Source organism: Streptomyces sp. NBC_01216, from assembly GCF_035994945.1.
Classification (GTDB): domain Bacteria; phylum Actinomycetota; class Actinomycetes; order Streptomycetales; family Streptomycetaceae; genus Streptomyces.
The window spans coordinates 5,549,636-5,568,748 of sequence record NZ_CP108677.1 but is presented as its reverse complement, the minus strand read 5'-3'; the positions used below and the strand labels follow the sequence as shown (position 1 = coordinate 5,568,748).

Sequence of the window (19,113 nt, the reverse complement as noted above, 5' to 3'; positions counted from 1 at the left end):
GCTGACCGTTAGCGTTCAGTCCGTCACTCAGCGGGAAGAACGGCTGTACGAATCCGGGGAAGAGGATTCGTGGAAAGCGAGGGGGCGGCAGTGACCGAGCCGCACGAGGACGGAATGCCGGACGGTCTCACCGCTCCGGAGCAGGCGATGTGGCGGGCGTTCAGGGTCGGCGGGAGCTGTGACCTGAGCGAGGGGGAGGCACACCGGGACGACCCGTTCGGCCGCCATGTGTGGGGGCCTGGCCGGCGGGTCCGCGCCGAGGCCCTGGCGCTGCTGCTGCTCGACGGTCCGCCGGCGCGCTCCGGGCGCGTCGCGGCGCTCAAGCTGCGCGGGGCGCGGATCACGGGGGTGCTCAACCTCGCCGGCGGGACGGTCGGCCCGTACGTGGAACTGAACCGCTGCCGCTTCGACGGCGAGATCGTGCTGCCGGAGGCACGCTTCGGGACGGTGCGGATGGTGGAATGCGCGATACCGCGCCTGGAGGCGGCACGGCTGCACACTCAGGGCGACCTGCATCTGCCGCGCTGCCGGGTGGAGCGGGGCGTCCGGCTGTCGGACGCGCAGATCGGCACGGACCTGCTGATCAACCAGATCCGGGTGTGGCCCGACCGGCGTGGGCGGGCGATCACCGCGGACGGGCTCGTGGTGGCGCAGGATTTCCAGGCGGAGCTGATCGAGTCCCACGGCGAGCTGAGCCTGCGCGGGGCGAAGGTCGGGGTCTCGCTGAGCCTGCGCGGCAGCGTGCTGCGCGGGGCCCAGCAGCGGCGCGCCCTCAACGCGCCGCAACTGACGGTGGAGCGCTCGCTCTACCTCAACGCGGCCTGGGTCTACGAGAGCGAGGGGAACGACACCGCGGGAGGCTCGGGCCGGCAGATGATGGCCACTCCCCCGTACGGCATCGGGTACACGCCCGTGTCGGGGGCGCGGCGCAGACCGGTGGAGTTCCACGGCGGGGTGCGGCTCGACGACGGCCGGTTCGGGGACGCGGTGGACCTGCACTACGCCCGCTTCCTGCTGGACGGGGCGCGCCGGGAGGAGGTGTCCTTGCGTCGGATAGCCACGCCGGAACTACGGTTCAACGGGGAACGCCCGGAGGAGGGCCGGGTGGTCCTGAACGGCGCCAAGATCGTGACGCTGATCGACCTGTCCACCAGCTGGCCCGGGCCCGGCGGGCTCGCGATGAACGGCTTCGTCTACGAGAACCTCGTGCCGTACGGACACTTCCCGCTGGCCCGGCGGCTGGAGTGGGTGGCGGCGGCGACCCCCGAATACGCTCCCGAACCGTACGAGCGGCTGGCGACGGTCCTGCGCGGCAGCGGCGAGGACGCCGACGCGCGGGTGGTGCTCCTCGCCAAGCAGCGGCGGCGCCGGGAGACCCTGCCGCTGGCGGGGAAGCTCTGGGGCTACCTGCAGGACTGGACGGTGGCGTACGGCTACCGGCCCGGCCGGGCCACCCTGTGGATGGCGGTGCTGTGGGCGGCGGGGGCGATCGCCTTCTCGCACTACGATCCGCGCCCGCTGAAGGCCGACGAGGCTCCGGAGTGGAGCGCCACCCTGTACGCGCTGGATCTGCTGCTGCCGGTGATCGATCTCGGCCAGGACGGCTACTGGCGGATCGAGGGGATATGGCAGTGGGCCTCGGCGGCGCTGGTCCTGCTGGGATGGGTGCTGGCCACGACGGTCGCGGCGGGCGCGTCGAGGCTGCTGAGCCGGGGGTAGCGCGGGGCGGGGCGGGGCGGGTCCCGACGAACCCCGCTCTTTCTTTACGCGGTCTTGACCTCTGGCGGGACAACTTTCCCCGCCGCCACCAAAGCTTCACAGTCCCCGACTGGCGCCGTCCTCACCTGCGGTTTTCAATGGTCGGCACCATGTCAACGCTCCGTGGCCTGCTCGGCACCGCCCGCATGGTCCGGCACGCGCCGCGGCTCAGCGCCGCCATGCCGCCGGACGACGACGTGCTGCTCGACGCGCCGGACGAACGGCTCGCGCCCGCCCTGGTCGCCGCTGCCCTGGCGGACCCGGAACCGGCGGCGAAGCTGCTGGCCACCACCCGGGAGGCCGCCGAATGGGAGAGCAGGGACCGCTATGTGACCCGGCTGGCCACCTTCGCGTGCAGCCGCGCCGACTGGCTGACCCGGTGGCTGGCCGGCACACCGCACGACCCGGACGCGCTCCTCGTGAAGACACAGGTGGAGGTACGCAGGGCCTGGGAGTCGCCGGTCCGGGCGGAGCGGCTGCGCGCGCTCGACCCGCTGATCGAGGCCGCCGCGCGGGCCGCGCCCCGGGACCCCGTGCCCTGGCGCATCGCCCTCGATCACGCCCGCGGCACGCGCACCGGCCACACGGAGTTCGAGCTGCTGTGGGAGCAGGCGGTGCGCCGTTCCCCGCACCACTTCGGCTGTCACCTCGCCGCGCTCAAGTACCTCTCGGCCCGGTGGTGCGGCTCGCACCGCGTGTGCTTCGAGTTCGCCGAGCGGGCGGCCGAGGACGTACTGCCGGACTCCCTCATCCAGGCCCTGCCGGCCCGTGCGGCGCTCACCGAGCTCCTCTCCGGCCCCGGACCGGCCCGGGGGGACCGGATCGACACGGCGGCGGACCGCGCCATCGCGCTGTCCGCCGTGTACCCGGCGGCCGTCCCGTGGCCCGCGGACGTCCGCAATCTGCTCGTGTACCTCCTGCTCAGGCGCCGTCGGACGGGCGAGGCGCTGGAACAGTTCAGGCGGATCGGGCCGTACGCCACCTCCTTCCCCTGGACGCTGGTGAGCGAGGATCCGCTCGACCGGTTCCTCGAGGCGAGGGACCGGGCACGGCGGGATGTGGCCCGGACGATCCCGCTCGGCGCGGGCCGTCGTGGACGGCCCGGACGAGGCGGGGCCCGCGACCATTACGCTTGACCGCTGTGACCACCGCTCGTCTGCCCCTCTTCCCGCTCAACACGGTGCTGTTCCCGGGCCTCGTGCTGCCCCTGAACGTCTTCGAGGAGCGTTATCGCGCCATGATGCGCGAACTGCTCAAGGCCGACGAGACGGAGCCGCGCCGCTTCGCGGTCGTGGCGATCCGCGACGGCCGTGAGGTCGCACCGAGCCTGCCGGGTCTGCCGGACCCGACCTCACTGCCGGAGAAGGGGCCCGCGGCGGGCTTCGGCTCCGACCCGATCCAGGCGTTCCACCGGGTCGGCTGCGTCGCCGACGCGGCCTCCGTCCGGGAGCGCGCGGACGGCAGCTTCGAGGCGATGGTGACGGGCACGACCCGGGTGAGGCTGCTGTCCGTGGACGCGAGCGGGCCCTTCCTGGTGGCCGAGGTCGAGGAGATCCCGGAGGAGCAGGGCGACGAGGCGGGCACCCTCGCCGAGGGCGTGCTGCGGGCGTTCCGGACCTACCAGAAGCGGCTGGCGGGAGCGCGGGAGAGGTCGCTGACGACGAGCGACCTGCCGGACGAGCCCTCGGTGGTGTCGTACCTGGTCGCTGCGGCCGCGGTACTGGACACCCCGGCGAAGCAGCGGCTGCTCCAGGCGCCGGACACGGCGACCCGGTTGCGCGAGGAGCTGACCCTGCTGCGTTCGGAGACCGCGGTGCTGCGGCACCTGCCGTCGCTGCCGGCGGTGGACCTGACGACGGGGCCCACGAGCCCGAACTGACCGAGGAGTCCAATGGCGAAGAAGCAGCGGAAGCAGGCGGGCCAGGGCGGGGGCGGTACCCCCGCGACGGTGGCCCTGACGGCGTCGGGGACCCCGTTCACGCTGCACGCGTACGACCACGATCCGGCCTCCCCGTCCTACGGCGAGGAGGCGGCCGAGGCCCTCGGCGTCTCCGCCGACCGGGTCTTCAAGACCCTGGTCGCGGACGTGGACGGTGAGCTGACGGTGGCCGTGGTGCCGGTGGCCGGCCAGCTGGACCTGAAGGCGTTGGCCTCGGCCGTCGGCGGCAAGCGCGCGGTGATGGCGGACCCGGCGGCGGCCGAGCGCACCACGGGTTACGTCCGGGGCGGCATCTCCCCGCTGGGACAGCGCAAGCGCCTGCGGACGGTGCTGGACGCCTCCGCCGCCGCACACCGGACGATCTGCGTCTCGGCCGGCCGCCGCGGCCTCGAGGTGGAACTCGCACCGGCGGCGCTGGCTACGTTGACGGCGGCGGTGACGGCGCCGATCGGCCGCTCCTGACGGCCGGGGCCGCACCGCACCGCTCGGCCGCACCGGCCCACCGGTCCGCGCGGTGCGGGGGACCGGAGCCCCTTCGACGGCGGGTGCCGGTCCCCGCTCGCACAGGGCCCCGGTGACGGATCAGTGCCGGTCCTGCGGGGGCGCGGGGCTCTCGGGCCACACCGGCTCCGGGTCGCGCGGGCCGAGCACCGCCGTCAGGGCCAGGTGCACGATCATCGCCGCGAGCGGCCAGGCCAGCATCGCCGCTCCCCACATCTTCAGCTTCAGCGGCGCGTCGAACACGACGTTCGGTCCCACCGCCTTCGCGTGGGCGACCACGTCGTGCGTCGGCCCGAGGAAGGTCCCCACACCCCAGCCGAGCAGCGAGCCGAGCACCCCGCCCACCGCCAGGCCGAGCACGAGGGCCACGCCGCCGAGGCGGTGGAAGGAGAAGACCAGGCCCGCGGCGACCGCGCCGAAGGCCAGCGCGAGCAGGACGAACGTGCCGTCCGTTCCGATCGCCGACTCGCCCTCGCTGTGCCGCAGGAAGACCGCCTTGCCGTCCGAGATCAGCGGCACCCGGGGCGCCAGCCACAGCCAGAGCAGCCCCAGTGCCACGCCCGCGACCGTGGAGAGCGCCGTCACGACGACGGCCTGGCGGATTTCCGTCGCCGTGCTCGGAGGGCCTTCCTCCCCTGGCAGCGGAGGGAACGGCGCGGGCCGGGGCGCGTCGGAGCCGTTCGAAGGCGGCTGGTGGGGCGGAGTCAGAGGTGCGGTCACCCCGCCATCGTGCCAGGTACCCCCGTGGGCCGCCTCAGCGGACCGCCGCCCGCCGGTAGGCCCGGGTGGCCACCGCGAGGGAGACGACGCCGACCGCGCCGCACACGGCGAGATCCAGGCCGACCGCCGCCCAGTCGGGGTGCGGGTCGAAGGCACGGGCCAGCGCCTCCACCCCGTAGGTCGACGGCAGCAGGTCCCGCGCGTACCCGACCACCGCGGGCAGCCGGTCCGCCGGCAGGACGCCGAGCAGCAGGGCCGCCGACATGCCGAGCTGTCCCAGCAGCGTGGCCAGTTCCTGCCGTGGCGCGAGCAGACCGAGCGCGGCGCCGAGTCCGGCGAGGGCGGCCCCGGCGAGCGGCACGACGGCCGCGAGGATCCACAGATGGCCCAGCGGAAGCCCGAAGAGGATCGAGCCGACGACCGCGGTCACGAGCGTTCCGGGCACGGTGAAGGAGGCGTACGCGCCGGCGGCGCCGAGCACCACCGCGGCCGGCGGTACCGGCAGCGTGGCGTAGTGGTCGAGGCCGCCGGTCGCCCGGAGCTGTCCGAAGTACTGGGCGAGCAGGTTCAGCGCGACGAAGGCGACGACGAGGACGGACGAGCCGGCCACGACCGCCCGTGCCTCGGTGCCGCCGTCGACGACGCCGCGCATCAGGACCATGATGCCGACGGACTGGAAGGTCGCCACGAAGAGCAGGGGGATGCGGGAGACCCGGGCACGCGACAACTGCGCGCGGTACACCGCGGCGAGCGACGGCAGCAGCCGGGCGCGCGGGGCGAGGGGGGCGGCGGCGTCCCGCTCGCCGGTGCCCGCGGCCCGGGCGGGAAGGGTGCCGGTCGGCGCGGCCTCGGCGGGCACGGTGCTCACTGTGTCCAGCTCCTGACACTCACGGGGCGCTTCACGCCTTCACCAGTCCCTCGGCCTCGCCGCCGAGCGCCAGGTAGACGTCCTCCAGACTCGGCGTCGCCAGCGTGAAGTCGTCGAGCGCGGCGAAGGCCGCCCCTCCGGTGACCGCGGCGACGGCGGCCCGTGCCTCGTCCGGGGCGAGTCGCAGGGTCCAGCGCCGGCCGGACTCCTGCGCGGAGGGACGCAGCGCGGCGACCTCGGGCACCTCCAGCGGGGCGCGCTCGCGCCAGACCAGGTCCACCCGGACCTCGCCGGCGACGCGCTCCTTGAGACCGGCCGGCGTGTCGCAGGCGATGACCCGGCCGCGTTCGAGGACGGCGACCCGGTCCAGTACGGTCTCGGCCTCGATGACGTTGTGGGTGACCAGCAGCACGGTGGTGCCGTGCTCGGCGCGCCGCCGGTCGACCGCGGACCAGACGGCACGCCGGGCGACCGGGTCCATGCCCGTGGTGGGCTCGTCGAGGACCAGCACCGGCCGCGCGCCGACCAGGGCGGCGGCGACGCAGGCGAGCCGCCGCTGCCCGCCGGAGAGCTTCTTGAGGGGGCGCCCGGCGAGGCCGGTGAGGCCGAGCTCCGCCAGCACGGCGTCCCGCTCGGCCCGCGCGTCCGCGACGGAGAGTCCGCGCAGCCGCCCGGTGGTCTCGGCGGCGAGCGCCACGGTCAGCTCGTCGAGCGCGGTGGACTCCTGGCCGAGGTAGGCCAGGAGCCGCGCCGCGCGCTCCGGGTGCCGTACGAGGTCGTGGCCGAGCAGCTCGACCGTGCCGGAGTCGGGGCGCATCAGGCCGGTGAGCTGACGGACCAGGGTGGACTTGCCGGCGCCGTTGGGGCCGAGCAGGCCGAAGATCTCGCCGCCCCGGACGTCCAGGCTGATCCCGTCCGTGGCGCGGACCTCGGGGGTCCCGGGCGCCCCGCGCCTGCCGCGCGTGGCGGGGTACGTCTTGACCAGATCCCGCACCACACACACCGTACTCACGAGGGATGAGCCTACGGGGTCTTCGGCCTCTCATCCGCCGCGGGGGCGTGCTCGGCGGCGGCCCGCACATCGATCTCACGCCAGAATCCCGCCCGGATCGCGTACCGGTCGTGCTCGTCGATCTGGTCGTCCTTGTGGGCCAGCAGACCGAACCTGGCCGCGTACCGCAGCAGTTCGCCGTCGATGCGGTGCGGGACCCGGGGGTACATGGTGGCGAGCTTCTGGACATGGCTCTGTTCGGGGAGTCGCTCCATCCAGCGACGGGCGAACACCTGTCCGACCTCGAACGGGTCGCCACCGACGGTCGTGATGTCCTCCTCGCGGTCGGCCCAGCGCTGCTCCGCGCTGGTGAGCTGGGCGAGGGTGGGCAGGGAAGCGGTCTCGGCGGGCTCTCCGAGAGAGGTACCGGGGCGGTCGGCCCAGCCCTTGTCGGAGGACCAGCGCAGGGTGGCGCCGGCCGGGGGGACGGCGGCCGGTCCGGCGGGACCGCGCAGTCCGGCGAGGTCCTTGGGGGTGGGCACCCCCCGGCCGGCGGACGGGCCGGGCACTCCGCGAGTCGCGCCGTTCGCCGTGGGCGGGGGCGCGGCGGAGGCGTTCGCGTGTGCGGTGGCGGCGGCTGCCGCCTCGGCGGCCCGTTCGGCGGAGGCGGCGAGCGCCGACTCGGGCAGCGGAGCGGAGAGGATCGCGGCGATCTCGGGGCGGGGCACCGGCGGCGGGGTGCACAGACCGGTGAGGTCCTTGGCGCGGACGGCCCGGGTGATCCAGGCCCGGTCGAGGACGCGTCGTTCGTCGGCCTCGGCGACCAGGTCCTCGGACTGGTTGTAGTCGCCGTCGGCGGCCTGGACGGCCCAGAGGTGCACGGCGACGCCGTGCTCCTTGGCGGACATCAGTCCGGGCAGCAGGTCGCCGTCTCCGGTCACCAGGACCACGTCCGAACAGGCGCGGTTGCGGGCGAGCTCGGTCAGCTCCGCGTGCATGGCGGCGTCGACGCCCTTCTGGGCCCAGCGGCCGTCGCTGCGGGTGAGGGCGCCGAGCCGGACGGTGACCCGGGGCATCACGCGCAGCCGGCGGTGTTCCGGCTGGGGGACCCGGTCGGGGGCGCCGTCGAACCAGTAGATGCGCAGCAGGGGCTGCTCGGTGTCCGCCTCGGCCCGGTCACGCAGCCCCCGGATGAGGGCGGCGTGGTCGACGGTGATCCGGGAGCGGGCCGGTTCCCCGGCGAGGAGGCTCGCGGCGGCGCCCAGCAGATAGCCGGCGTCCACCAGAACGACGCAGCGGTCCACGTGTTCCACCTTCTTTCGGGAACCTCGGGATCGGAAGTGCTTCGGAGTGTTCCGAGTCTGCCCGACCGCGCGGAAGGAGGCGGCCGGAACTCGATCATCGGCGTGGCGAATGTCACGCGGCAGCGCGGGCGAGCGACGCCCTCACTGTCGGTGATGATCCAAAATGCGGCGTTTTGGGCCCTATGTGAGGCTGACAGCGGCCCTGGCCCCGAGTTCCCCTTGAGGAGGCATCACCATGGCCAAGAATCGAAAGCAGAACCGCAGTCAGCAGACGCAGTCGCCGGCCGAGCGCGGCGCCCAGCAGGCGCAGCAGTCCTCGATGGAGTCGCAGGCGGAGCAGCGTTCCGCGCAGGTGACTCCTGGCGACATGGCCCGCAAGGGCCGGCAGAAGCGCTTCGGTCACAACTGACCAACCGCAGGCACCGGAAGGGGCGCGCCCGTGACGACGGGCGCGCCCCTTCCGGTGTCCGCCTGCGGGACGGTGCCCGGCGCCGCAGCGGGCCGCCGGCCGACGGCGTCGCTATCCGGCCAGGCAGGACGGGCCGAGCAGCACCTTGAGGTCGCCGAAGAGCGCCGGGTCGGGCTGCACCCGGTGCCGGTCTAGCCGGAGCACGGTGGTCTTCCGGGGCCCCTGCAGCTTGATCCGCACCTCGGTGTTGCCCTTGTGGTGCCCGAGGATCTCGCCGAGCCGGCTGATCATCGGCGGGGTGACCTTGACCGTCGGAATGGTGAGGACCACCGGTGCGTTGGTGCCCGCGTGGGAGAGGTCCGGGACCATCAGCTCCATGGCGACCAGCCGGGGCACGTCCTCCCGCTTGTCGAGGCGCCCCTTCACGAAGACGACCGTGTCCTCGACGAGCTGGGTGGAGACCAGCTGGTAGGTGGCCGGGAAGAACATGCACTCGATGGAGCCGGCGAGGTCCTCCACGGTGGCGATGGCCCAGGCGTTGCCCTGTTTGGTCATCTTGCGCTGGAGGCCGGAGATGATGCCGCCGATGGTGACCACCGCGCCGTCGCCGTGCTCGCCGCCGGTGAGCTGGGAGATCGCCGCGTCCGTCTTGTCGGACAGGACGTGCTCGATGCCGAAGAGGGGATGGTCGGAGACGTAGAGGCCGAGCATCTCGCGCTCCTGGGCGAGCAGGTACGACTTCTCCCACTCGACGTCGGAGAACTCGACGTCGAGACCGAATCCCGGCTCGTCGCTCGCCTCGTCGCCCATCCCGCCGAAGAGGTCGAACTGTCCCTCGGCCTCCTTGCGCTTGACGGCCACCACGTTGTCGATCATCGGTTCGTGGTGGGCGACCAGGCCCTTGCGGGTATGGCCCATCTCGTCGAAGGCGCCGGCCTTGATCAGCGACTCGACGGTCCGCTTGTTGCAGACGACCGCCTCGACCTTGTCGAGGAAGTCGGGGAAGGTGCTGTACTTCCCCTTCGCCTTGCGTGACCTGATGATCGACTCGACGACGTTGGTGCCGACGTTCCGGACCGCGGAGAGGCCGAAGAGGATCACGTCGTCGCCCTGGGCGGCGAAGTTCGACTCCGACTCGTTGACGTTGGGCGGCAGGACCTTGATGCCCATGCGCCGGCACTCGTTCAGGTAGACCGCGGACTTGTCCTTGTCGTCCTTGACCGAGGTCAACAGGCCCGCCATGTACTCGGCCGGGTGATTGGCCTTGAGGTAGGCGGTCCAGTAGGAGACCAGGCCGTACGCGGCGGAGTGCGCCTTGTTGAAGGCGTAGCCGGCGAAGGGGACCAGAACGTCCCAGAGTGCCTGGATGGCCTCGTCGCTGTAGCCGTTCTTCCGGGCGCCGGCCTGGAAGATGGTGAAGTTCTTGGCCAGTTCCTCGGGCTTCTTCTTGCCCATCACGCGGCGGAGGATGTCGGCCTCGCCGAGGGAGTACCCGGCGATGATCTGGGCGGCCTTCTGCACCTGCTCCTGGTAGACGATCAGGCCGTAGGTGACCGCGAGCACCTCTTCCAGGGGCTTCTCCAGCTCCGGGTGGATCGGCGTGATCTCCTGCTGCTTGTTCTTGCGCAGGGCGTAGTTCGTGTGCGAGTTCATGCCCATCGGGCCCGGCCGGTACAGGGCGGACACGGCGGAGATGTCCTCGAAGTTGTCGGGCTTCATCAGCCGCAGCAGCGACCGCATGGGGCCGCCGTCGAACTGGAAGACGCCGAGGGTGTCACCGCGCTGGAGCAGTTCGAAGGTCTTCGGGTCGTCCAGCGGCAGTGCCAGCAGGTCGAGGTCGACGCCCTTGTTGGCCTTCACCATCTTGACGGCGTCGTCCATGATGGTGAGGTTGCGCAGGCCGAGGAAGTCCATCTTCAGCAGGCCGAGCGACTCGCACTGGGGGTAGTCCCACTGTGTGATGGTGACGCCGTCGGTGTGCCGCACCCAGATCGGGGCGTGGTCGACGATGGGTTCGCTGGACATGATCACGCCGGCCGCGTGGACGCCCATCTGCCGGACCAGTCCCTCGACGCCCCGGGCGGTGTCGATGACCTTCTTCACGTCCGGCTCGTTCTCGTACATCGCCCGGATCTCGCCGGCCTCGCTGTAGCGCGGGTGTGAGGGGTCGGTGATGCCGTTGAGGTCGATGCCCTTGCCGAGCACGTCGGCGGGCATGGCCTTGGTGAGCCGGTCGCCCATGGCGTACGGGTAGCCGAGGACGCGGGCGGAGTCCTTGATCGCGTTCTTCGCCTTGATCTTGCCGTACGTGCCGATCATGGCGACCTTGTCGGCGCCGTACTTCTCGGTCACGTAGCGGATCACCTCGACGCGCCGGCGCTCGTCGAAGTCGATGTCGACATCGGGCATCGAGATGCGCTCGGGGTTGAGGAAGCGCTCGAAGATCAGTCCGTGCGGGATCGGGTCGAGGTCCGTGATGCCCATGGCGTACGCGACGATCGAGCCGGCCGCGGAGCCTCGGCCGGGGCCGACCGCGATGCCCTGCTTCTTGGCCCACATGATGAAGTCGGCGACGACGAGGAAGTACCCCGGGAAGCCCATCGAGATGATGGTGTCCATCTCGTACTCGGCCTGCTTGAGCCGGTCCTCGGGGATGCCTCCGGGGAAGCGGCGTTCCATGCCGCGCATGGTCTCCTCGCGGAACCAGCTGACCTCGGTGTAGCCCTCCGGGATGTCGAACCTCGGCATGAGGTTCTTCTCCACGAACATGCCGGTGGTGTCGATCTGCTCGGCCACCAGGCGCGTGTTGGCGCAGCCCTCCTGCCAGGCGTCCGAGGCGTCGATGGCGTACATCTCGTCGGTGGACTTCAGGTAGTAGCCCGTGCCGTCGAACCGGAAACGGTCCGGGTCGGAGAGGTTCTTGCCGGTCTGGATGCACAACAGGGCGTCGTGGGCGGTCGCCTCGTCGGCGTACGTGTAGTGCGAGTCGTTGGTGACCAGCGGCGGGATGCCGAGCTTCCTGCCGATCTCCAGGAGGCCGTCGCGCACCCGGCGCTCGATCTCGATGCCGTGGTCCATCAGCTCCAGGAAGTACCGGTCCTTGCCGAAGATGTCCTGGTACTCGGAGGCGGACTTCAGGGCCTCGTCGAACTGGCCGAGGCGCAGCCGGGTCTGCAGTTCGCCCGAGGGGCAGCCGGTGGAGGCGATCAGGCCCTCGGACCACTGGGAGATGGTCTCCTTGTCCATCCGGGGCCACTTCTGCAGCCAGCCCTCGGCGTAGGCGTCGGAGGACAGCCGGAAGAGGTTGTGCAGCCCGGTGGCGTTCGCCGCCCAGATGGTCTTGTGGGTGTATCCGCCGGAACCGGAGACGTCGTCCCGCTTCTGGTGCGGCTGGCCCCACTGGATCTTCCGCTTGTTGCGCCGCGATTCCGGGGCGACGTATGCCTCGATGCCGATGATCGGCGTCACCCCGGCCTTCTTCGCGGAGTGGAAGAAGTCGTACGCCCCGTGCAGGTTGCCGTGGTCGGACATCGCGATGTGGGACATGCCCATCTCGTTGCACGCCTCGAACATGTCCTTGAGCCGCGCGGCACCGTCCAGCAGCGAGTACTGGGTGTGGACGTGGAGGTGCGTGAAGGGCGGCTTGGTCACGGCGGGAGTCCTCCGGGAACGCTGCGGCGCGACACGCCTCGAGGAGAGCGGCGGTCGGGCCACGGGTGGGCGACAGGCTGCGGACAGTCTGGGGGGTCAGCGTGGAAGTCTACGTCTCCGGGCTCCCGGGCGGCGGGCACTCGGAGGTAGCGTCACGCGTCGAGCGACAGGGAACGCCCGTCCGTTTTGTCATGTGCCGGTTTCACGCCACGTCCCGTCCCAGGAGGCACCCTCGATGTTGGTCACCGAGCCCGCAGCGGCCCGCGGCGAGCAGATCCTCGCCGTCTTCGGCACCGCCTTCGGGGAGCTTCTCTCCGCCGACCCCGCGGCCTTCCGGGTCAAGTTCCGGAAGATGGCCGGATCGGCCTTCGCGTTCTACCGGGGGACGGCGTGTCTGTTCTACGCCGACCTGGCCGACGAGCGGCAGGGCGGCCCCTACGTGGACGAGCGCACCGGCCGGGTCTGGATCCACGGCGACCTCCACGCGGAGAACTTCGGCACCTACATGGACGCCACCGGCCGGCTGGTCTTCAACGTCAACGACTTCGACGAGGCATACGTCGGTTCCTTCACCTGGGATCTGAAGCGGCTGGCCGCCTCGCTGGCACTGATCGGCTACGCCAAGGCGCTCTCCGACGAGCAGATCACGGCGCTCGTGCGGGTCTGCGCCGCCGCGTACCGGGAACGGATCCACGTGCTGGCCACGGGAGCCAAGCACGACGAGCCGCGGCCCTTCGATCTGGACAGCGCCGAGGGTCCGCTCCTCGACGCACTGCGCCACGCCCGTTCCCGCACCCGGTTCGGCCTGCTGGACTCGATGACGGAGATCCGCGACTTCGAGCGCCGGTTCGCCCCTGGCGGCGGCTCGGTCGAGCTGGACGCGGCGACCCGCCACAAGGTCCTGGCGGCGTTCGACGGCTATCTGGAGACGCTGCCCGAGGCCAGCCTGGCCCGGCCCGACTCGTACCGTGTCAAGGACGTGGTCGGCCGGCGCGGGATCGGCATCGGCTCGGCCGGCCTCCCCTCGTACAACATCCTGCTCGAGGGCAACAGCGACGCCCTCGAGAACGACGTGGTGATCTACCTGAAGCAGGCGCAGACGCCCGCGGTCTCCCGCCACGTGACGGACGCCTCGGTACGGGAGTACTTCCGGCACGAGGGGCACCGCACCGTCATCTCGCAGAGGGCGCTGCAGGCACACACGGACCCGTGGCTGGGCTGGACCGAGCTGGACGGCAGGGGGCAGCTGGTGGCGGAGGTCTCGCCGTACGCGGTGGACCTGGACTGGTCGGACATCGACGACCCGGAGGAGATCGCGGCCACCGTGGCCGACCTGGGCCGGGCGACGGCGACCATGCACGCGGCGGCGGACGAGTCCAGCGGCCACTCGCTGGTGCCGTTCTCCACGGAACGGGCCATCGACACGGCGATCGCCGCCGACGAGGAGGGCTTCGAGGTACTCCTGGTGGACTTCGCGCATCGCTACGGCAGCCGGGCGCGCGCCGATCACCAGATCTTCGTGGACCTGTTCCGCAACGGGCGGATCCCGGGCCTGTAGCCCGCTTCACAGGGTCCCCTTAGGGGGTCCTACACGAAGTCGTGGCACACTCTCCAGCGCTATGGACATATCTGGGACGCGGCTCAGGACGCTGCGGGCGGCGCTCTTCACGGCTCTGGTCGTGACGCTGTCCGCCGGCTCCCACGTCCTGCTGTCCCGGGTTCCCCTGCCGCTGCCGACCGTGGGCCTGATCGCGGCCGGGGTGTTCGCCGCGGCGTACGCGCTGGCCGGCCGGGAGCGCCGCTTCGGGCCGATCGCCGCACTGCTCGTCCCGCTGGAGCTGGCCGCCGATACGGTGTTCACGACCGGGCAGGCGGTCTGTTACGGCCCGGCCGGCGGACCCATCGCGGGATCGCTGCGGGCGGTCGGCGTGGACGTGCTCTGCGGCGGTCCGCCGGTCGCCCCGCTGTCGGGGGTGACCGCTCCCGACAGCGGCCATGTGGCGGCCCTGCTCCACACGTCCGACCCCGCCCTCCCGTGGCTGCTGCTGGCCGCCCACGTGTCGGTCGGGCTCTGCGCGGCGGGGTGGCTGCGCCATGGTGAACGGGGACTCGCACGGCTGGTCCGCGCCGTGGCGGCGTTCGCGTTCCGGCCGCTGCTGCTGGTGGCCGCCCTCTTCGGGTCGCCCCGGCCCGCCCACGGGTGCGACCGCCTTCCCCAGGACCGGCCGCGCCGGTCCCGTACGCGTCTCCTCGTGCACTCCGTCGGCCGGCGGGGACCGCCGTGCCCGGGCCTCGTCGCCTGAGCACCCGGTCCGTATTCCTCCTCCCGACGGAGATCATCATCATGAGTGCACGCAACAGCCACGCGAACAAGACAGCCGCCCGCGAGCGACTGCGCGTCGAGCGCGAACGCCAGGCCAAGAAGGACAAGGTCCGCCGCCAGCTGACCGTCGGCGTGTCGGCCGTCGCACTGCTGGCCGTGGCCGGCGGCGCCGGCTACCTCGTCGTCCAGGCCAACAAGCCGCCCCAGTGGGAGGCGGCGAAGGACAAGGCCCTCGTCAAGCCCGCCAACACCTCCGGTGAGAACGGCACGACCATCTCGCTCGGCAAGGGCAAGACGGTGGTCGACGTCTACGAGGACATGCGGTGCCCCGCCTGCGCGGCCTTCGAGCAGACCACCGGCGAAAGCCTCAAGAAGGGGGCGACCGACGGGAAGTTCACGCTCAAGGTGCACCTCGGGTCGATCATCGACGGCAACATGGGCGGCAGCGGCTCCAAGAACGCCATCAGCGCGCTGGGTGCGGCACTCGACGTGAGCACGGAGGCGTTCGTCCAGTACCACAGCCTTCTCTACTCGGGAGATCACCACCCCGAGGAGACGAAGGACGAGTTCGCCGACGACGCCTACCTGCTGAAGGTCGCGGACAACGTCAAGGCGCTGAAGGGGAACGCCGCGTTCAAGGACGCGATGGACAAGGGCACCTACGACAAGTGGGCGCTGGAGATGGTCGAGCAGTTCAACACCGCCGGAATCAAGGGCACGCCCACGATCCGCATCGACGGCAAGGACGTCGACCAGGACAGCCTGCCCGCGGAGCTGCAGAAGCTCGGCGTCGCCTGACCTCGGGCCGCTGTGACGGGCCGTCGGATCATCCGGCGGCCCGTTTCCGGTTCCGCGGGCCGGTGACGGGCGGGCCGGCAGCCGTCGACGGCCGGCCCGGTCCCGGCGATCCCCCTCACGCACGCCCGCGGTCCGGCCTCACGCACGCAGATGCGACCCGACCGGCGTCCAGTGGGTGGCATATCACCCCGCCTCTCGTGCGGGCGTTCGATTAATTCCTTGACCCGGCCGTCCGTCCGTAGCTATACATGACAGACAAGCGATCTTGATCGCCGCCACTTTTCTCAACTGACCACGGGAGATGTGTCATGAAGTCACGTATGGCGAGAATGACGACCACCGTCGCCGCAACGGGTGCGGCCCTCTTTCTGGCGGCCACGCCCGCCTCGGCCGGGACCGACGTCTACGTCGCCACCTCGGACCCCTGGGACTCGGGTACCGCCAGCTTCCGCGCTTACGGGGAAAGCGTGACCGTCTGCGACAACCGTTCGGACGGAAAGCGGGCGGTGGCCCATCTGATATGGACCGACTCCAGGGCCTCGCACTACGAGCGCGTCGACGACGCCAACGGCTCCAACAACGGTTGCGTCACCCGCGACTTCGAGATCGGCGAAGGCATCCGCGTCTCACTCCAGGTCTGCCTGCGTGACGGATACTCCGGCACTCCGCAGTACTGCACCACCAAGCGCGGCACCGCGTAGCCGGAGGGGTGCGGCTCGCCCGGCTCCGGCGCGACGAGCCGCACCCCGGCCCCGCCGTCCGAAGACACCGCCGCCGGAGTGCCTCCGCGGCCTCGGAAGCGCCCGAGCCGTACAGGGTCCGAGCCGTGGGCGAACATTCCTGTTTTCGTCTGCCCGTTCGACGTACCGACCAGTAATCTGACTGGCCGTGACCAGACGATTCATACCCCCCGCACCCACCCGCCGCACGGTCGTCAAGGCCGCCGCCGTCACGGCGGCCGCCGCACCGGCCCTGGTGGGAGCCGCTTCCCCCGCCCTCGCGGACGACGAGGCCCCCACCTTCCTTCACGGCGTCGCCTCCGGCGACCCGCTGCCCGACGGCGTCCTGCTCTGGACGCGCGTCACGCCGACCGCCGAGGCCGTGCCGGGTTCGCGCACCGGCCCCGACGTCGCGGTCGGCTGGGAGATCGCCGAGGACCGCGCCTTCGCCCGGACCGTGGCCCGGGGCACGGCGACCGCGACCGCGACCTCCGACCACACGGTCAAGGCCGACGTCCGCGGGCTCCGCCCGGCGACCACCTACCACTTCCGCTTCACGGCCGGCGGGACCGTCTCCCCGGTGGGCCGCACCCGCACCGCCCCCGCGCCGGACAGTGCCGCGCCCGGCATCCGGTTCGGCGTGGTCTCGTGCGCCAACTGGGAAGCCGGCTACTTCTCCGCCTACCGCCATCTCGCCGGCCGGGCGGACCTGGACGCGGTCCTGCACCTGGGCGACTACATCTACGAGTACGCCGGCGGCGCCTATCCGGAGGCGAAGTACACCGTCCGACGGCACGCGCCCGAGCACGAGATCGTCTCGCTGGCCGACTACCGCACCCGGCACGGGACGTACAAGACGGACGCCGACCTGCAGGCGCTGCACGCCGCCCATCCCGTGATCGCCATCTGGGACGACCACGAGTTCGCCAACGACGCCTGGTCGGGCGGGGCGGAGAACCACACGCCCGGCGCCGAGGGCGAGTGGGCGGCCCGGGTCGCCGCCGCGAAGCAGGCGTACTTCGAGTGGATGCCGGTCCGCGCCTCCACCGAGGGCACCGTGTACCGGCGCCTGCGCTTCGGCAGGCTGGCCGATCTGCACCTGCTCGACCTGCGGTCCTTCCGCTCCCGGCAGGCGGGCGTCGGCAGCGGCGAGGTGGACGACCCGGAGCGCACGATGACCGGGCGGGCCCAGCTGGACTGGCTGAAGGCGGGCCTCGCGGGCTCGGACGCCCAGTGGAAGCTGGTCGGCACCTCGGTGATGATCTCACCGGTGGCCTTCGGCTCCCTGCCCGCCCATCTGCTCAGTCCGCTGGCGGAGTTGCTGGGCCTGCCGAAGGGGGGCCTGGCCGTCAACACCGACCAGTGGGACGGCTACACCGACGACCGCCGGGAGCTGCTGGACCATCTGACGCGGCGCTCCGTCCGGAACACCGTCTTCCTGACCGGTGACATCCACATGGCCTGGGCCAACGACGTGCCGGTGAAAGCGGCGACGTATCCGCTGTCGGCGTCGGCGGGTACCGAGTTCGTGGTGACCTCGGTGACGTCGGACAACCTCGACGACATGCTGCACGTCGCACCGGGCACGGTCTCGGTGGTTGCGTCCGCGGCGGTCCGGGCCACCAACCGCCACGTGAAGTGGGTGGACATGGACCACCACGGCTACGGCGTGCTCGACGTGACGCCGGAGCGGGCGCAGATGGACTACTACACGGTCTCGGACCGGACCAGGGCGGACGCGACGACGGCCTGGGCACGCTCCTACCGGACGCGGACGGGAACGCAGCGCGTCGAGCGGGTGCACCAGCCGGTGCGCTGAGTCGATGACATGGTCGATTTTCGGCCATGATCCGTCACGTTAACAGAAGATCACATCATCACGGCGGGTGGTGAGTTCGGACGATCGAATCCGGACACACCACCCGCCTCTATCGCTCCCTTCATTACGTCCTCGTCTCAAACTCCGGAACCGGCAGAAGTTTTTCTTCCCGATACACCGAAATGCACCATGGATGAATGGGCCTGATCGATGCTCATCAGGACCTGACATGGACCCGTAATCTCCCCGCGATGGCGAGGAACTTCCTCCCCCCCCACCCCCCGCGAGGAGTCACCTGTGCGTGCTCTTGTTCGTATATCACCGCGTATGTCACGCCGCATGCTCGGTACCGCCGTGATGGCCGGAACCCTGGCGCTGGCACCGCTTTCCGCCCCTTCGGCCACCCCCCTCACCCCCTCCGCCGCAGGCGTCTCCGCCGACGCCTGCGCGGACGGCTCCACCGCCGTCTCCAGCGCCCGCAAGGTCAAGGGCGCCACCGCCCACGCCGCGGAGCCCAACGAGATCTCCGCCGCCCAGGCCAAGGCCATGGACGCGGACCTGAAGAGCAAGCTCACGACGGCCCGCGCCGACGCCCGCGGCTTCGCCGCCGCCGCGTCCGTGGTGAACATCCCGGTCTACTTCCATGTCATCCACAGTGGGTCGGCCGGCAAGCTCAGCTCCGGTGCCATCAACAACCAGATGGCGGTCCTGAACGCGGCCTACGCGGGCCAGGGCTCCGGCAACGTGAACACCAACTTCCAGTTCACCCTGGCCGGGACCGACTACACGGACAACGCGAGCTGGTACAACCTCAGCTCCGGCTCCACCGCCGAGAAGCAGATGAAGCAGACCCTCCGCAAGGGCGGCGCGGGCGCGCTGAACTTCTACACGGCGAACCTCGGCGGCGGCCTGCTCGGCTGGGCGACCTTCCCGTCCTCGTACAAGTCCAGCCCGTCCATGGACGGTGTGGTCGTCCTCGACGCCTCGCTGCCGGGCGGCTCCGCCACCCACTACGACGAGGGCGACACCGCCACCCACGAGGTCGGCCACTGGATGGGGCTTTACCACACGTTCCAGGGCGGCTGTAACGGTTCGGGCGACTCGGTGAGCGACACCCCGGCCGAGAAGAGCCCCGCCTACGAGTGCCCGACCGGCCGTGACAGCTGCCGGAACAAGTCGGGCGTGGACCCCATCCACAACTTCATGGATTACACCTACGACGCGTGCATGTACCAGTTCACCGCGGGCCAGGCCGCGCGGATGAACGACGCCTGGACCGCGTACCGCGCGGGCTGAACGCTTCTCTGATTCCC

At 71.4% G+C, this 19,113-nt stretch carries 16 protein-coding genes; 11 read left to right on the top strand and 5 right to left on the bottom strand.

Translation table 11 applies throughout. The annotated features are described in order from the left end of the window. Window positions 1–90 precede the first annotated feature (90 nt). The 4 genes from OG393_RS24950 to ybaK all read left to right on the top strand — a co-directional run bounded on the left by OG393_RS24950 (window position 91) and on the right by ybaK (window position 4,159). Entirely contained in the window at window positions 91–1,719 is a 1,629-nt protein-coding gene (locus OG393_RS24950) for an oxidoreductase (RefSeq protein ID WP_327376934.1), read from the top strand. A 137-nt stretch (window positions 1,720–1,856) separates the two neighbouring features. Then, on the top strand, window positions 1,857–2,894 hold the full coding sequence (locus OG393_RS24945) for a hypothetical protein (RefSeq protein WP_327376933.1): 1,038 nt from the start codon (window positions 1,857–1,859) through the stop codon (window positions 2,892–2,894). A 5-nt stretch (window positions 2,895–2,899) separates the two neighbouring features. Further along, complete coding sequence (locus OG393_RS24940) at window positions 2,900–3,637, top strand: LON peptidase substrate-binding domain-containing protein (RefSeq protein WP_327376932.1); 738 nt, start codon at window positions 2,900–2,902, stop codon at window positions 3,635–3,637. 12 nt (window positions 3,638–3,649) lie between these two features. Beyond that, entirely contained in the window at window positions 3,650–4,159 is a 510-nt protein-coding gene (gene ybaK / locus OG393_RS24935; protein ID WP_327376931.1) for a Cys-tRNA(Pro) deacylase, read from the top strand. A 120-nt stretch (window positions 4,160–4,279) separates the two neighbouring features. On the opposite strand, the gene OG393_RS24930 is transcribed toward ybaK, so the two are convergent. Genes OG393_RS24930 through OG393_RS24915 form a run of 4 tightly spaced genes read right to left on the bottom strand, consistent with a single transcriptional unit; the run spans window position 4,280 to window position 8,090 of the window. Further along, window positions 4,280–4,918 carry a DUF2567 domain-containing protein gene (locus tag OG393_RS24930; RefSeq protein WP_327376930.1) on the bottom strand — a complete coding sequence of 213 codons (639 nt, stop codon included), beginning with the start codon at window positions 4,916–4,918 and terminating at the stop codon, window positions 4,280–4,282. A 34-nt stretch (window positions 4,919–4,952) separates the two neighbouring features. Next, window positions 4,953–5,786 carry an ABC transporter permease gene (locus OG393_RS24925; RefSeq protein WP_327376929.1) on the bottom strand — a complete coding sequence of 278 codons (834 nt, stop codon included), beginning with the start codon at window positions 5,784–5,786 and terminating at the stop codon, window positions 4,953–4,955. Between the two features lie 31 nt (window positions 5,787–5,817). Beyond that, a complete protein-coding gene (locus tag OG393_RS24920) occupies window positions 5,818–6,789 on the bottom strand; it encodes an ABC transporter ATP-binding protein (RefSeq protein WP_327378537.1) in 972 nt (323 codons plus the stop codon). 20 nt (window positions 6,790–6,809) lie between these two features. Next, window positions 6,810–8,090, bottom strand: coding sequence for an NYN domain-containing protein (locus OG393_RS24915; protein WP_327376928.1), 1,281 nt, complete (start codon window positions 8,088–8,090; stop codon window positions 6,810–6,812). Window positions 8,091–8,316: 226 nt separating this feature from the next. On the opposite strand from OG393_RS24915, the gene OG393_RS24910 reads away from it, so the two are divergent. Then, window positions 8,317–8,490 (top strand): hypothetical protein, encoded by a 174-nt coding sequence (locus OG393_RS24910; protein WP_327376927.1) that lies wholly within the window; start codon window positions 8,317–8,319, stop codon window positions 8,488–8,490. Window positions 8,491–8,601: 111 nt separating this feature from the next. Here the strand turns inward: OG393_RS24910 and dnaE are convergent, their stop codons facing one another. Continuing rightward, window positions 8,602–12,141, bottom strand: a complete 3,540-nt coding sequence (gene dnaE / locus OG393_RS24905) for a DNA polymerase III subunit alpha (protein ID WP_327376926.1) — start codon at window positions 12,139–12,141, stop codon at window positions 8,602–8,604. 235 nt (window positions 12,142–12,376) lie between these two features. Here dnaE and OG393_RS24900 point away from each other — a divergent pair, with 235 nt between their 5' ends. The 6 genes from OG393_RS24900 (at window position 12,377) to OG393_RS24875 (ending at window position 19,096) form a co-directional block, all read left to right on the top strand. Beyond that, window positions 12,377–13,699, top strand: coding sequence for a DUF2252 domain-containing protein (locus OG393_RS24900; protein ID WP_327376925.1), 1,323 nt, complete (start codon window positions 12,377–12,379; stop codon window positions 13,697–13,699). A gap of 61 nt (window positions 13,700–13,760) precedes the next feature. Beyond that, the gene (locus tag OG393_RS24895; RefSeq protein ID WP_327376924.1) at window positions 13,761–14,444 is read left to right on the top strand and encodes a hypothetical protein; all 684 of its coding nucleotides are present in this window, start codon (window positions 13,761–13,763) and stop codon (window positions 14,442–14,444) included. A gap of 41 nt (window positions 14,445–14,485) precedes the next feature. After that, a complete protein-coding gene (locus OG393_RS24890) occupies window positions 14,486–15,262 on the top strand; it encodes a thioredoxin domain-containing protein (RefSeq protein WP_327376923.1) in 777 nt (258 codons plus the stop codon). Window positions 15,263–15,582: 320 nt separating this feature from the next. Continuing rightward, window positions 15,583–15,963, top strand: a complete 381-nt coding sequence (locus tag OG393_RS24885; protein WP_327376922.1) for a hypothetical protein — start codon at window positions 15,583–15,585, stop codon at window positions 15,961–15,963. A gap of 187 nt (window positions 15,964–16,150) precedes the next feature. Next, window positions 16,151–17,800, top strand: coding sequence for an alkaline phosphatase D family protein (locus OG393_RS24880; protein WP_327376921.1), 1,650 nt, complete (start codon window positions 16,151–16,153; stop codon window positions 17,798–17,800). A 339-nt stretch (window positions 17,801–18,139) separates the two neighbouring features. Beyond that, the gene (locus OG393_RS24875; RefSeq protein ID WP_327376920.1) at window positions 18,140–19,096 is read left to right on the top strand and encodes a zinc metalloprotease; all 957 of its coding nucleotides are present in this window, start codon (window positions 18,140–18,142) and stop codon (window positions 19,094–19,096) included. Window positions 19,097–19,113: the final 17 nt, after the last annotated feature.